Annotated in this window: 9 protein-coding genes; 6 read left to right on the top strand and 3 right to left on the bottom strand. The window is 63.5% G+C overall.

All coding sequences use genetic code 11. The features are described from left to right. Nucleotides 1-93: 93 nt before the first annotated feature. From RBA40_RS26110 to RBA40_RS26085, 6 genes are all read left to right on the top strand, one after another. Nucleotides 94-747, top strand: coding sequence for a CDP-alcohol phosphatidyltransferase family protein (locus tag RBA40_RS26110; protein WP_306651153.1), 654 nt, complete (start codon nt 94-96; stop codon nt 745-747). Then, nucleotides 744-1,355, top strand: a complete 612-nt coding sequence (locus RBA40_RS26105) for a lysophospholipid acyltransferase family protein (RefSeq protein ID WP_306651152.1) — start codon at nt 744-746, stop codon at nt 1,353-1,355. The genes RBA40_RS26110 and RBA40_RS26105 overlap by 4 nt, the downstream gene beginning before the upstream one ends. A gap of 10 nt (nt 1,356-1,365) precedes the next feature. Then, nucleotides 1,366-2,298 carry a phosphatidate cytidylyltransferase gene (locus RBA40_RS26100; RefSeq protein ID WP_306651151.1) on the top strand — a complete coding sequence of 311 codons (933 nt, stop codon included), beginning with the start codon at nt 1,366-1,368 and terminating at the stop codon, nt 2,296-2,298. 209 nt (nt 2,299-2,507) lie between these two features. Further along, on the top strand, nt 2,508-5,648 hold the full coding sequence (locus RBA40_RS26095; protein ID WP_306651149.1) for an alpha-1,6-glucosidase domain-containing protein: 3,141 nt from the start codon (nt 2,508-2,510) through the stop codon (nt 5,646-5,648). 225 nt (nt 5,649-5,873) lie between these two features. Further along, nucleotides 5,874-8,513: a TonB-dependent receptor gene (locus RBA40_RS26090; RefSeq protein ID WP_306651147.1), complete on the top strand. Its 2,640-nt coding sequence runs from the start codon at nt 5,874-5,876 to the stop codon at nt 8,511-8,513. 244 nt (nt 8,514-8,757) lie between these two features. Beyond that, complete coding sequence (locus RBA40_RS26085) at nt 8,758-10,188, top strand: aldehyde dehydrogenase family protein (protein WP_306651145.1); 1,431 nt, start codon at nt 8,758-8,760, stop codon at nt 10,186-10,188. Nucleotides 10,189-10,240: 52 nt separating this feature from the next. Here RBA40_RS26085 and RBA40_RS26080 read toward each other — a convergent pair whose 3' ends face one another. The 3 genes from RBA40_RS26080 to ahpC all read right to left on the bottom strand — a co-directional run bounded on the left by RBA40_RS26080 (nt 10,241) and on the right by ahpC (nt 13,992). Beyond that, nucleotides 10,241-11,431 (bottom strand): DUF3466 family protein, encoded by a 1,191-nt coding sequence (locus RBA40_RS26080; RefSeq protein ID WP_306651144.1) that lies wholly within the window; start codon nt 11,429-11,431, stop codon nt 10,241-10,243. Nucleotides 11,432-11,718: 287 nt separating this feature from the next. After that, entirely contained in the window at nt 11,719-13,320 is a 1,602-nt protein-coding gene (gene ahpF, locus RBA40_RS26075; RefSeq protein WP_306651143.1) for an alkyl hydroperoxide reductase subunit F, read from the bottom strand. Between the two features lie 108 nt (nt 13,321-13,428). Then, nucleotides 13,429-13,992 (bottom strand): alkyl hydroperoxide reductase subunit C, encoded by a 564-nt coding sequence (ahpC, locus tag RBA40_RS26070; protein ID WP_306651142.1) that lies wholly within the window; start codon nt 13,990-13,992, stop codon nt 13,429-13,431. Nucleotides 13,993-14,330 lie beyond the last annotated feature (338 nt).

Below are 14,330 nucleotides of genomic sequence, written 5' to 3'. Positions count from 1 at the left end.
TGTGCATGAGTTGCACAGAGTAAAAATATTAATGTTGATAGACAGTTAAATAACAACTACACTGGGCCGCCTCTACTATCAATAAAAGATGTCATGACGCAACAAGATGAATCGGACCGCCGGCCTATCACCGTCCGCGATGCCGGCTGGGCGCGGCGGATGGCACGATGGCTGGCCGGCAGAGGCATCAGCCCCAATCAGATTTCCGTTCTCAGCATCGTCTTTGCCGCCCTCGGCGCCGCTGCGCTCATACGCGGCGGTCTCTTCATGCAGCATTCCGCCCCGTACCTGGTCGCCGCCGCGCTGTGTATCCAGGGCCGCCTCTTGTGCAATCTGTTCGATGGCATGGTGGCCGTCGAGTACAACAAGGCCACGCCGCTCGGCCCCGTGTTCAACGAATTCCCCGACCGTATCGCCGATTCGCTGCTGCTGGTCGCCGCCGGCTATGCCGCCGCCGATCCCGTGCTCGGCTGGCTCGCAGCCCTGGCCGCCGCGCTGACCGCCTACGTGCGCGTGTATGGCGCTTCCTGCGGCCTCGGCCACGATTTCCGCGGCCCCATGGCCAAGCAGCACCGGATGGCCGTCCTCACCGTGGCCTGCCTGGTCGCCGCCGTCGTCCCGGTGCTTCCGCTCGGCTACCCCACCATGGGCGTGGCCACGGCCCTCATCGCCCTACTCAGCCTGGTCACCTGCGTCACACGCACGCTGGCCCTGTGCCGCCAGCTCGAACAGAAAGCCAGGCAGTGAACGCGTTCTTCCGCATCCAGCGCGACGCCTTGCTCGGCCTGCAGCGTCTGATCGTGGGCGGCGCCGCTTTTTACGACGTGCCGCCCGTCCATCCCTGCGTGTATTTCGCCAATCACACCAGCCATCTCGATACGACGGGCTTGCTGGCCGCCATTCCGCCCATCATGCGCGACCGCACGCGCCCGGTTGCCGGCGCTGACTACTGGGACAAGACGGCACTGCGCCGCTACATCGCGCACAGCTTGCTGAACGTGGTGCTGGTCGACCGCGCCAAGGGCGGCGCCGACGCTTTGGTGCCGCTGACAGAGGCGCTCGACCAGCAGGATTCGCTGATCGTGTTTCCCGAGGGAACGCGCAAGGATGCGACCTTGCCGGGCGAATTCAAATCCGGGCTGTATCACCTGAGCCGTGACCGGCCGACCCTGGCCCTGGTCCCGGTGTACCAGCAAAACCTGCACCGCGCGCTGCCCAAGGGCGCCCCGCTGCCGTTGCCGCTGCTGTGCCGCTCGCATTTCGGCGCGCCGCTGTACAACGACCGCGGCGAGGATAAGGAAACCTTCCTCGCCCGCATGCACCAGGCCGTGTGCGACCTGGCGGATACCTTCTGAGGCTGTTCCTATGACACCCCAATTCATTCTTACCGGCCAGATTCTGCTGGCGATCCTGATCGTCGCCTCGGCGGTCGGCTTCGTGCTCCGGCTCAAGCATCCGGGCAGCGCGACCATCGTCAACCTGAACGCCCGCGTCAACGCGTGGTGGGTCATGGCCGGCGTGCTGTTTTCGGCGCTGATCCTGGGCCGTTACGTGACGATCGTGGTGTTCGGCTTTGCCTCGCTGATGGCGCTGCGCGAATTCCTCACCCTCACGCCCACCCGCAAGAGCGATTACTGGCCGCTGTTCATCGCCTTCTTCATCGCCCTGCCGGCCCAGTACTGGCTGCTGTGGACCGAGTGGTACGGCCTGTTCGCGATCATGATCCCGGTATATATCTTTTTCCTCATCTCGGCCGCCAGCGCGATCAGCCAGGATACGGACGACTTCCTGTCGCGCAATGCGCGCATCCTGTTCGCGGTAATGATCTGCGTGTACGGCGTCAGCCATGCGCCGGCGCTGCTGATGCTCAATATCCCGAACTTCGAAGGCCACAACGCCCAGTTGCTGTTTTTCTTCATCTTCACCGTGCAGATCAGCGATGTGCTGCAGTATGTGTTCGGCAAGCTGCTCGGCAAGCACAAGCTGGCGCCCAAACTGAGCCCGGCCAAGACCTGGGAAGGCTTGATCGGCGGCGGCCTGGCCACCATGCTGATCGGCGCCCTGCTGTCGTTCGTCACGCCGTTCACGCCGCTGCAGGCGGCCGGCATGGCCGCGCTGATCGTCGTCGGCGGCGCCATGGGCGGCCTGGTCATGTCGGGCGTGAAGCGTTCGCTCGGCGCCAAGGATTGGGGCACGGGTATCGCCGGCCACGGCGGTTACATGGACCGCCTCGATTCGCTCGGCTTCGCCGCGCCCGTCTTCTTCCACATCGTGCGCTGGCTGTGGGCCCTGCCCTGATCCGCCCGTAGCGCAAGTACGCCCCCGCCTTTCTTTTCCTATGGCCGCCCGCGCCGGCGGCGGCTGGCGTTCGCCTTGATTTTCTTATAACTCATGAAACGATGTGTAGTAATATTACATAGGCTTTCAGCCTATCGACAATGGCGTCACAACAACGACGTATTAAAGACAAGGGCGCCGCCGCACATCACCCTCTTCAGGAGTTGCACATGCATTCTCTAGGTAGTATTACTTCATACCCTACTTTCCAGCGCCTGCTCGGCGCCAGTTTCTGCGCCAGCCTGCTGGCCGCCTGCGGCGGTGCCGACACCACCAGCGCCCCTGCAACGCCAACAATGATGTCCGAGTCGGTCCAGCGTGCCTGGGTGTCGGTGGCGGCCGTGGCGCCCGGCACCATCCGCATGCATTACCGGCGCGCCCAGCGCGACGAAGCCCAGTGGGGCGTGTATTCCTGGTCGGGTCCGGCCAAGCCCAGCGTGGAATGGATCAAGGACCGCTTCATGCTGGCCGCCAGCGATAGCTACGGCGGTTATGTCGACATTCCGGTTGACACCACCAAAACGAAAATCGATTTCCTGCTCACCGATGGCAGCGGCAACAAGAACTGCGCCAGCGACCAGACCGGCGACTTTGCGCCGGACATCGCCGCCCGCGGCCAGGAAGTCTGGCTGCTCGAAGGCGATTGCAAGGTCTACACCAGCGCTCCGGCAATCAGCTTCGGCAACCTGGCCAACGCCGCTGCGCACTGGCTCTCGCCCGATACCGTGGTGTGGCCGGGCACGCCCGCCGGTGCCAGCTACAAGCTGTTTTACGCGGCCAACGGCGGCCTCGATTCCGCACCCGGTGGCGTGACCGGCGCCGATGGCAGCATCGACCTACGCGTTTCCGGCGCATTGAGCCCGGCGCTGCAAGCGAAGTATCCACACCTGGCCGCGTCCACCGCGTTGACGGTCTCTGGCGCCGACGTGGCCGGCCTGCCCGCCAAGGTCAGCGGCCAGTTCGCCATCGCCCAATTCGACGCCGCCGGCAAGCTGGTACAGGTCACGTCCCTGCAAACGAGCGGCCTGCTCGACGCCCTGTTCGCCCCGGCCGCCGCCAACAGCGCGCTCGGCGCCACCTTCAACCGGGCCGGCGTGCCGACCTTCCGCGTGTGGGCGCCGACCGCCAAATCGGTCGCACTCAATGTGTACGCGAACGCCGGCACGGCCAGCGCAACGACCGTGCCGATGGCGCGCGACGCCTCCAGCGGCGTGTGGCACTACACCGCCCCCAACGCCGCCTGGACCAACCGCGCCTACTACACCTACACCGTCAATGTGCTGTCGCGCTGGGCCAATAACACGGTGGTGAGCAACGTGGTCACCGATCCGTACTCACTGAGCCTGAACGCCAACGGCCAGCGCAGCTTCATCGCGAACCTCGACAGCGCCGCGCTCAAACCGTCCGGCTGGGATTATCATCCGATTCCGCGCCTGGAGCATCCGACCGATATCTCCCTGTACGAACTGCAGGTGCGCGATTTCAGCGCCAGCGACACCACGGTGCCGGCACACCATCGCGGCAAATTCCTCGCCTTCACCGATGTGCATTCGAACGGCATGCGCCACCTGCGCGCATTGCAGCGCGCAGGCATGAGCCACATCCACCTGCTGCCAAGTTTCGACATCGCCAGCGTCAACGAAACCGGCTGCGCCACGCCGGCCATTCCGAACGCCGCCGCCAACGCCGAGGCGCAGCAAGCCGCGGTGGCCGCCGCCGGCGACAGCGACTGCTTCAACTGGGGCTACGATCCGGTCCATTACAGCGCGCCCGATGGCAGCTTCGCGACCGATGCCAACGATGGCGCGGTGCGCGTGCGCGAATTTCGCGCGATGGTCAAGTCGCTCCATGAACAAGGCTTGCGCGTGACGATGGACGTGGTCTACAACCACACCAGCGGCTCGCAGCAAAGCCCGCTGTCGGTGCTCGACAAGATCGTGCCGGCGTACTACTACCGCCTCAACCCGAGCGGCGGCATCATCAACGACAGCTGCTGCGCCGACACTGCCGCCGAAAACGCCATGATGGCCAAGCTGATGATCGATTCGGTCGTCACCTGGGCCACCGACTACAAGGTCGACAGCTTCCGCTTCGATATCATGGGCATGGCGCCGCTGTCGGTCCTCACCAGGCTGAAAGCGACGGTCGACCGCGCCGCCCAGCGCGACATCTACCTGTACGGCGAAGCCTGGAACTTCGGCGTGGTCGGCAACGACGCGCGCTTCGTGCAGGCGCGCCAGGCCAACATGTTCGGCAGCAGCATCGGCTCATTCAACGACCGCCTGCGCGATGCCGTGCGTGGCGGCGGCTGCTGCGATGGCGGGGCCGATCTGATCAGCCAGCAGGGCTTCATCAACGGCGCCTTTCTCGATCCGAATGCGACCAGCACGCAAACCAAGGACGACCTGCTGCGCCTGGGCGACTTGATCAAGGTGGGCTTGTCGGGCACCCTGCGCGACTACAGCTTCACCGACCGCACGGGCGTCGTGCGCAAGAATGCGGACATCGATTATGCCGGGCAGAAGGCGGGATTCGCCGCCAGTCCGGCCGAGACCATCAACTATGTCGAAGCGCATGACAACCAGACCCTGTTCGACCTGAACGCCTTCAAGCTGCCGCAGGCGACCAGCCTGGCCGAGCGCGTGCGCGTGCAAAACCTGGGCGCGGCGATCAACATGCTGTCGCAGGGCGTGCCGTTCTTCCACGCGGGGCAGGAAATCCTGAGGTCGAAGTCGCTCGACCGCGACAGCTACAACGCGGGCGACTGGTTCAACCGCCTCGACTTTTCATACCAGTCGAATAACTTCGGCGTCGGCTTGCCGATGGCGGGCGTGAACAAGGCCAATTGGGAACTGATGTCCCCGATCCTGGCCAATGCGCTGATCAAGCCCGATACGGCGGCGATTGTATCGGCGCGCGACTACTTCCTCGACCTGCTCGAAATCCGCAACGACACTACCCTGTTCCGCCTGCGCAGCGCCAGGGATGTGAGCGAGCGGCTCAGGTTCCACAACGTGGGGCCGCGGCAGATGGAAGGCTTGATTGCGATGAGCATCGACGGGCGCCGTTATCCGGGCGCGAAGTACGGCAGCGTGACGACCTTCTTCAACGTCGACAAGGTCGCGAAGACCATCACGATCGATGAACTCAAGGGGCGCAAGCTGGCAGTGCACAAGGTACAGCGCAAGTCCGACAACGACCGGCTCGCCAGGACGGCAACGTACGAGCGTGCCAGCGGCACCTTCAGCATCCCGCCACGCACGACGGTGGTGTTTGTGGAGAATGGGGCGTTCTGGCAAAACGACGACTAGGCCGGCTGGCAGTGTTGCCTAACCGGGGTCAGACCTCCGACTAGAAATGTTTTTTGTTTCGAATCGGAGCTCTGACCCCGGTTAGGAAACACATGCGCCGAAAAGCCCCGCCGATACCAAGATCGGTATCGGCCACGGCAAAAACATGATTGGAGCAATTTCTGCGTGTCCCCTATGATTCGGGCAAATAAGAGCATTTAGCTCAATAACGATCATTGGAGACCCATGAAACATTCCGCCCCCGCCTGCGGCCGCGCCCGCACGGCCCGTCCGATCGCCCTCAAATCGCTGGTCGCATCCCTGCTCGGCGCCGGCATGCTCAGTCACGTCTCGGTCGCCGCCCAGGAAGCGATCCCCGCCCCCGCTGACACCGCCGTCGTCACCGTCAGCGGCGTGCGCAAAGCCGCGCAAAGCGCGCAAACGATCAAGAAGAACGCCGACCAGGTGGTCGACTCCATCGTCGCCGACGATATCGGCAAATTCCCCGACAAGAATGTGGCCGAAATCCTGCAGCGCGTCCCAGGCGTACAGGTCACGCGGGGCGGCGGCGAAGCTGGCACGGTGATCATCCGCGGCCTGGGCGGCGTGGTCGCTCTCCTCAACGGCCGCGAATTTTTCTCCGACACCGGCCGCAGCCTGTACCTTTCCGATGTGCCGGCCTCCATGCTGCAGCGGATCGATGTCTACAAGACCCAGGGCGGCGACCTGCCCGAAGGCGGCACCGCCGGCGTGATCGACGTGCGCACCAACCGCCCGTTCGACTTCAAGGGCCGGCAGGTCAACCTGAACGCGCGCGTGGAGAACCGCGACAAGGCCAAGACCAATAATCCCGACGTGAGCGCGATGCTCAGCGACCGCTGGAAAACCGGCATTGGCGAAATCGGTGCGCTGGTTGGCCTGTCGTACCAGCGCGGGCGCTATCACGATGAAGTGGCATTCGCCGGCTTTCCGATCCCGATCGACAATGGCGTGACCGGGGCCGAAAACTTCGGCCGCTTCATGGGCAACGGCGACCGCAAGCGCGAGGCGGGTAACTTCGCGCTGCAATGGCGTCCGAGTCCGGCCGTGGAAGTGTTTGCCGAAGGCTTTCGCACGAATATCGACCACCGCTTCCAGAACAATTTCATGATCGGGTTCCCGCCGCACTTCGCCGGCGCGACCATCACGACCAAGCCGGGCACGAACAATCTCGACACCATCACGCGCCTGAACCAGGATGCGCCGGGCTTCTCGTCGACCCAGGCTTACCAGCACGATGTGACCAACGAACAGGTGGCCCTCGGTGCGCGCTGGGACGCCACGCCCAATCTGCGCTTGACCACGGAAGCGGCGCGCACCGCCAGCTACTTCAAGGAGCGGCGCGTGATTTTCGACTTCGATTACACGGCGCGCGGCTTCCTGGGCGCGGTGCGCTCGGGCGGCGGTTACCTGGACTTCCCGGGCACGAACATGGAAGACCCGGACGACGCCAAATTCCGTGTGCGCGGCGGCACCGACATCGCCAACGCGCGCCAGGGCACCTCAAACGACTGGCGCGGCGATGTGATCTACGACGCCAGCGAGAATGGCCTGCTCAGTTTTGTGAAGGAACTTTCCGGCGGCGTGCGCCTGGCCGAGCGCAAGGCGTCGTCGCGCGGCATCCGCGACATGTGGTACGCCAATAGTCCGCAAAATGGCGTCGCGGCGAGCCGCTTTCCGGGCTTGTGGACTTTGTCGGCACCGACCGGGGGCAACTATGGCGTGAACCGCTACGTGGTGGCCGACCATAACTACATCCTGGACCATACCGACGTCGTGCGCACCATCCTGACCGGTTCGCCCGCGCAGCTGGAAGACAATCCGCTGTCGTACTACAGCGACGTGGAGCGTACCTCGGCCTTGTACGCGAAGGCCAAGTTCGGTTTCCATATGGGCGTGCCGATCAGCGGCGTGGTGGGCGCGCGCGTGGTGCGCACCGAGCAGACGCTCAAGGGCAATTCGTCCATCGTCGGCGTGGTCGCGCCGGTATCGGTCGATACCAGCCGCACCGATGTGCTGCCGAGCCTGGCACTGCGCGCGGAACTCGCGCCGACCCTGGTGGCGCGCCTGATCAGCGGCCGCGCGGTCGAGCGGCCGGCGTTTGCCGATTACAATCCGGCGCTGCGGCTGACCGAAGGGGTGGCGGCGACGCCAACCACCTCGGGCATTGTCGGCACCGGCGCGGCGGGCAATCCGAATCTGCGGCCGACCAGGTCGGATAATATCGACGTGGCGCTGGAGTGGTATTTCGCGCCCACCGGTTCCCTGACCGGCACGATTTTCCAGCACAAGTTCACCGACCGTTCGGTGGAGAAAGCGGCGCGCGAAATCATCAACGGCCGCGAGTACGATGTGACGCGCCGCTACAATTTGACCCAAGCCAATCTGGAAGGCGTCGAGATGAATTACCGGCAGTTTTACGACTTCCTGCCGGGGATGCTGGGCGGACTGGGGCTGGAGGCGAACTTTACTTACATCACCGGCAAGCAGACCAATCCGGACGGGCGCGAGTCGTCGTTCCTGGGGATGTCGAAGACCTCGTATAACCTGGTGGGGCTGTATGAGAAGGAGGCGTGGTCGGCGCGTTTGGCCTACAACTGGCGCTCGAAGTTCACGGCCGAGGAACGCTATCGGGGCAATGACAAGCTGGACTTGTATGTGGCGCCGCTGCGGTCCTTGGACGGGTCGCTGTCGTACCGGATCAGCAAGCAGCTGACCGTGACCCTGGATGGGAATAATCTGCTGGACCAGCCGTACCACGATTACTTCAACAAGGACCCGGGCCTGGTGCGCGATACGCGCCGTTACGACCGGGCGGTGGGGTTGGCTTTGCATTACAAGTACTAAGCTTTGCCCCGTCGTTCCTGCCATTGGCAGGAACGACTTCCCGCGCCAAGGCGGCACTCGGCGGGAACGACGGGGAGGAGGGAGCAACGTTTATAGGTCACAGAAACGCGCCAACCACGCCGCAATCGGCACAATCCCCTATCATCCAGCGGCGCCCTCGGGCAGCATTCCTCCCGCAATGGTAAGCTCTTGTTTTTTGATAAACACGCATCGCGGTCCCTTGCGAGCCACGCAGAAAGCTTCCATGAAACAGAACTATATCAACGGCGCCTGGGTCGACGGCGCTTCGTCGTCCGCCAACATCAATCCCTCGAACACGAACGACATCATCGGCCACTACGCCCAGGCCGACGCGCAGCAGACCGAGCTGGCGATCGCCGCCGCCGCTGCCGCCGCGCCCGGCTGGGCGCTGTCCAACATCCAGATGCGCGCCGATGCGCTCGACAAGATCGGCAGCGAAATCCTGGCCCGCAAAGAAGAGCTCGGCACCCTGCTCTCGCGCGAAGAAGGCAAGACCCGTCCGGAAGGCATCGGCGAAGTCGCCCGCGCCGGCGCCATCTTCAAATTCTTCGCCCAGGAATGCCTGCGCCTGCGCGGCGACAAGCTGCCGTCCGTGCGCCCGAACCTCGACGTGGAAGTCACGCGCGAGCCGGTCGGCGTGGTCGGCATCATCGCGCCGTGGAACTTCCCGATTGCCATCCCATCCTGGAAAATTGCGCCGGCCCTGGCCTACGGCAACTGCGTACTGATCAAGCCGGCCGAACTGGTGCCCGCCAGCGTCTGGGCCCTGACCGAAATCATCAGCCGCGCCGGCCTGCCGCCGGGCGTGTTCAACCTGGTGATGGGCCGCGGCAGCGTGGTCGGCCAGGCTTTCCTGCATGACCGCCGGGTCAACGCGATCAGCTTCACCGGCTCGGCCGCGACCGGCGCCAAGGTGGCGTCCGCCGCCATCGGCCGCATGGCCAAGGTGCAGATCGAAATGGGCGGCAAGAATCCGCTGATCGTCCTCAACGACGCCGACCTCGCCACCGCCGTCAACTGCGCGGTGCAGGGCTCGTTCTTTTCGACCGGCCAGCGCTGCACGGCGTCGAGCCGCCTGATCGTCGAAAAAGGCATCTACCCGGCGTTCGTGGCCGCCATGCGCGAGAAACTGGCCACATTGACGGTGGGCGACGCCCTCGGCGCCGGCGTCGACATCGGCCCGGTGGTCGACCAGAGCCAGCTCGACCAGGACATGGAATACATCGGCATCGGCCGCGAAGAAGGCGCGACCCTGGCCTTCGGCGGCGAGCGTGTGGAATGCGCGACGCCGGGCTTCTTCCTGCGCCCTGCCCTGTTCACGGACTGCAGCAACGACATGCGCATCAGCCGCGAAGAAATCTTTGGCCCGGTCGGCATGGTGATTCCGGCCGACAGCTACGAGCACGCGCTGGCGATGGCCAACGATACCGAGTTCGGCCTGGCCAGCGGCATCGTCACCACCTCGCTCAAGTACGCAACCCACTTCAAGCGCCACGCCGAAGCGGGCATGGTGATGGTCAACGTGCCGACCGCGGGCGTCGACTACCACGTGCCTTTCGGCGGACGCAAAGGGTCGAGCTACGGTTCGCGCGAACAGGGCACTTACGCGGCCGAGTTCTTCACCACCGTCAAGACCGCCTACTGCGGCGTGTAACGACCATCTCCGCTGCCCTTGCGCGCGGCCTAGCCGCCGTCAAGGACATTGCTCACCGGGCGAACGGCGGCGCGGCCGCGCCGTGCCGCCCGCTGCTCGACACCGTGCGGTTGGCGCCCACGCCAGTGGCGCGATGCGCGGCAAAGCCAACCATGCACAGGCCCAGGAGCAGCACCGCGTAAGTGTCGGGCTCGGGCACGGCGCTGGTCGGATCGAGCCGCAAGGCGTAGCACTGGCCATCCTTGCAGCCGGTGGCGGCGATCTGCTGCAGGTCGTTGATGGCGCGCGCCTCCTGCAGCATCCAGCCGGCGGTGGGATCGATCAGCGTGTTCAGGTCGCGCAGGGCGCCATTTTCGTACAGGAAAGCGCGCTGCACGCTGCCGCTGTTGCCTTCGCCAACGATGTGGCCAAGGTTGTTGATGTCGAAGGCCGTACTGCCGGCTTCCTCGCCGCCCAGGGTACCGAGGTCGGTCATCACACCGTTGACATACAGGAAGGCGTGCCGGATCCCGTGGCCGGATGGATACTCCTCCATGCTGCCGGCGCTCCCCACGACTGCGCCGCGGTCGTTGATCGCATAAGCCTCGCTGTACAGCCCACCCAAGGTGCCCAGATCGGTCATGACGCCGCCGCTGTAAAGAAAGGCGTGGTAAGGATGTTCGGGACCGCCATCGGTGCTGACCGAGGACAGCCCGGTGACCTGGCCGGCATTGTTGATGGCCCGCGCGCGGCTCATGTCGCCGTTGGGTAAGGTGCCGATGTTGCGCATCACGCCGCCGGACATCACGAATGCCCGCTCCAGGTTCCATTCGTCCGGATTGCCGGTGCTGGAGCTGCCGACGATATCGCCCTGATGATTGACGCCGTAGCCTCTGCTGTACATGCCGCCCAGCGTACCGAGATCGCGCATGGCGCCATTGGCGTAGCTGAACGCGCGATCGTCGCCGGCGCGGTTGGCCGAGGACCCCACTACCAGGGCGCTGTCGCTGAGGGCGCCGGCAAAGGTGTCGCCGCCGAGGGAACCGAGGTCGAGCGGCGCGCCGCCGGTGTTGAGGAAGCCACGCATGGCGCCGCTGCCGTCGGTATAGGCGCCGAGCACGTGACCGCTCAGGTTGATGTCGCGCGCGCTGCTGCCGGCGATGCCGACCGTGGTGACGCTGTAGCGCGTCGCCGCCGGGGCCGCCAGCGGCAGCGTGATGGCGGCAATCAGGACCAGTCTGAAGCAATGCCAGGGGATGAACATGAAAGACTCCTTGACGGAAATCGGATAGGTTCGATGAACACGAACCCGGCCCGGACCGGTGCGGCGTGGCCCTTTTCAAGAATAGGCCGGTGAGTGCGCACGCGTCTGCGCCACATCACGCAGCGGCGGCACGAACATGCTGTCCCGATTGCGGAAAAACCGGTACGGCGGGCAGTTGCATTTCCTGAGAAAAAGTTCATTGGCGACAGGCGCCCCGTTCGCAGACGCAAAAAAACCGCCCGGTTTCAAGCCGGGCGGTTTCTATGTGAAGTGAAACGCTACTGCGATCAGGCAGCCAGCGCTACTTCCTCTTCATTGGCAACACTGCTCACCACCGGTTGGCGAATCAGGTAGTCGAACGCACTGAGCGCGGCTTTCGATCCTTCGCCCGCGGCGACGACGATCTGCTTGTACGGCACCGTGGTCACATCGCCGGCGGCAAACACGCCCGGCACACTGGTGTGGCATTTGGCATCGACAACGATCTCGCCGTACTTGCTCAGCTCCAAAGTTCCTTTCAGGAATTCGGTATTCGGCACCAGGCCGATTTGCACGAACACCCCTTCCAGCGCCACGTGATGCGCCGTATCGGTGGCACGGTCCTTGTAGCCCAGGCCATTGACCTTTTGGGCGTCACCGGTAATCTCGGTGGTCTGGGCATTCACGTGGATCGTGACGTTGGAAAGGCTCTTGAGCTTGTTGACCAGGACCGCATCGGCCTTGAGCGCATCGGCAAACTCGACCAGCGTCACGTGCTGGACGATGCCGGCCAGGTCGATCGCCGCTTCCACGCCGGAATTGCCGCCGCCAATCACCGCCACGCGCTTGCCTTTGAACAAGGGGCCGTCGCAATGCGGGCAGTACGCCACGCCCTTGTTCTTGTACTCGGCTTCGCCGGGCACGTTGACGTTGCGCCAGCGCGCGCCGGTCGAGACGATCACGCTGCGGGCCTTGAGCACGCCGCCGTTTTGCATATGCACTTCGACCAGCCCCCCCGGCGTGGCGGCCGGAACGATGCGCTCGGCCCGCTGCAGGTTCATGATGTCGACTTCATAGTGCCGGACCTGCGCCTCGAGGGCGGCGGCGAATGTGGGGCCGTCCGTTTCCAGCACCGAGATATAGTTTTCGATGGCCATGGTATCGTTGACCTGGCCGCCGAAGCGCTCCGCCGCCACGCCGACACGGATGCCTTTGCGCGCCGCGTACACGGCAGCGGCCGCGCCGGCCGGGCCGCCGCCGACGATCAGCATGTCAAAGGCGGACTTTTGATTGAGCTTTTTGGCTTCACGTTCAGCCGAATTCACGTCGAGCCTGGCGACGAGTTCTTCCACAGTCATATGACCGGAAGTAAACATGCTGTCATTCTTGAAGACCATCGGGACCGCCATGACCTGGCGCGTCTCGACTTCCGACGGGAACAAACCACCATCGATGATCACGGTACGGATCTTCGGATTGAAGACCGCCATCAAGGTCGCTGCCTGCACCACGTCGGGGCAGTTGTGGCAGGACAGGGACATATAGACGTCGAAATCCATGGCTTCATCGAGCGCCTTGATGGCCTCGATCACTTCGGGTTCCACTTTGGGCGGATGGCCGCCGGTCCACAGCAGGGCCAGCACCAGCGAGGTGAATTCATGGCCGAGCGGAATGGCGGCGAAGCGCACGCCGTGGGTCTCGCCTTCGCGGGCGATCACAAACGAGGGCTTGCGGCTATCGGTGCCCGACTCGTCAACACTGACTTTATCGGACAGGCTGCTGATCTCGGCCAGCAGTTCACGCAGTTCGGCACTTTTTTCGCTATGATCGAGCGTTGCGATGAGACGAATCGGCGCGCGCAGGTTTTGCAAATAGCCTTGCAACTGGGTTTTGAGAGTGGCGTCAAGCATGTTGATATCCGTAAGAAAGTGCCTTGAATTAAATCCGGGAACCGTCGGGCTGGTTCCCGGTGCAGGGAGGGAAGCGCAAGGCGCCGCTCCGTCCCTGTTTACAACAATTTAGATCTTGCCGACCAGGTCCAGCGATGGGGTCAGGGTTTTCGCGCCTTCGTTCCACTTGGCCGGGCATACCTGGCCTGGGTTGGCGGCAACGAACTGGGCAGCCTTGAGCTTGCGCAGGGTTTCCTTGACATCACGGGCGATGGCGTTGTCATGGATTTCCAGGGTCTTGATGACGCCTTCCGGATTGATGATGAAGGTGCCGCGCAGTGCCAGGCCTTCTTCTTCGATATGCACGCCGAACGCGCGGGACAGTTTGTGGGTTGGATCGCCAACCAGCGGGAACTTGGCCTGGCCAACGGCAGGCGACGTTTCGTGCCAGACCTTGTGCGAGAAGTGAGTGTCGGTGGTGACGATGTACACTTCCGAGTTCGCTTTCTGGAATTCAGCGTAGTTCTGGGCCGCATCTTCGACTTCGGTCGGGCAGTTGAAGGTGAACGCGGCAGGCATGAAAATCACGACCGACCACTTGCCCTTCATCGACTCGTTCGACACTTCTACAAATTTGCCGTTGTGGAAAGCTTGGGTTTTGAAATCCGGAATTTGCGTATTGATCAGCGACATGGGTATCCTCGTGCGTGAATTTGTGGGTTAAGAAAAACTATCGAATGAGAAGCTCTCATTGGTTTCTATGATACGACAAGATGGGCTGAGCGCCTCATTGTTTGTATTAATGAGGGTCATTGGGAATTTTGTGAGGAGCCCAGCGCAAACGATGTTGGGATTCGTGATTTCACCGCCGTTGAGGGCGCGCTTCAGCGCATGCCCCGCACGCCGTGATAGAATTTATCCATGAAACCGTCTCGATTCCTCGTTCTTTCCAGGAAGAAGTTCGGACTCTCGCACCCGAGCGGGGTCTGGCAAGACTGCCACGCTCTCTGCTGGCATATAGAGACTGACGA

The organism is Massilia pseudoviolaceinigra, from assembly GCF_030846505.1.
Lineage (GTDB): Bacteria > Pseudomonadota > Gammaproteobacteria > Burkholderiales > Burkholderiaceae_D > Telluria_A > Telluria_A violaceinigra.
Note: the sequence above shows the minus strand (reverse complement) of the source record. Positions and strands in the feature narration are given on the sequence as shown.

Excerpts from the sequence above, each read along its gene's own strand:
- ahpF (WP_306651143.1), bottom strand. The coding sequence starts at position 13,320 with ATGCTTGACGCCACTCTCAAAACCCAGTTGCAAGGCTATTTGCAAAAC.
- RBA40_RS26085 (WP_306651145.1), top strand. The coding sequence starts at position 8,758 with ATGAAACAGAACTATATCAACGGCGCCTGGGTCGACGGCGCTTCGTCG.
- RBA40_RS26100 (WP_306651151.1), top strand. The coding sequence starts at position 1,366 with ATGACACCCCAATTCATTCTTACCGGCCAGATTCTGCTGGCGATCCTG.
- ahpC (WP_306651142.1), bottom strand. The coding sequence starts at position 13,992 with ATGTCGCTGATCAATACGCAAATTCCGGATTTCAAAACCCAAGCTTTC.
- RBA40_RS26095 (WP_306651149.1), top strand. The coding sequence starts at position 2,508 with ATGCATTCTCTAGGTAGTATTACTTCATACCCTACTTTCCAGCGCCTG.
- RBA40_RS26110 (WP_306651153.1), top strand. The coding sequence starts at position 94 with ATGACGCAACAAGATGAATCGGACCGCCGGCCTATCACCGTCCGCGAT.
- RBA40_RS26090 (WP_306651147.1), top strand. The coding sequence starts at position 5,874 with ATGAAACATTCCGCCCCCGCCTGCGGCCGCGCCCGCACGGCCCGTCCG.
- RBA40_RS26080 (WP_306651144.1), bottom strand. The coding sequence starts at position 11,431 with ATGTTCATCCCCTGGCATTGCTTCAGACTGGTCCTGATTGCCGCCATC.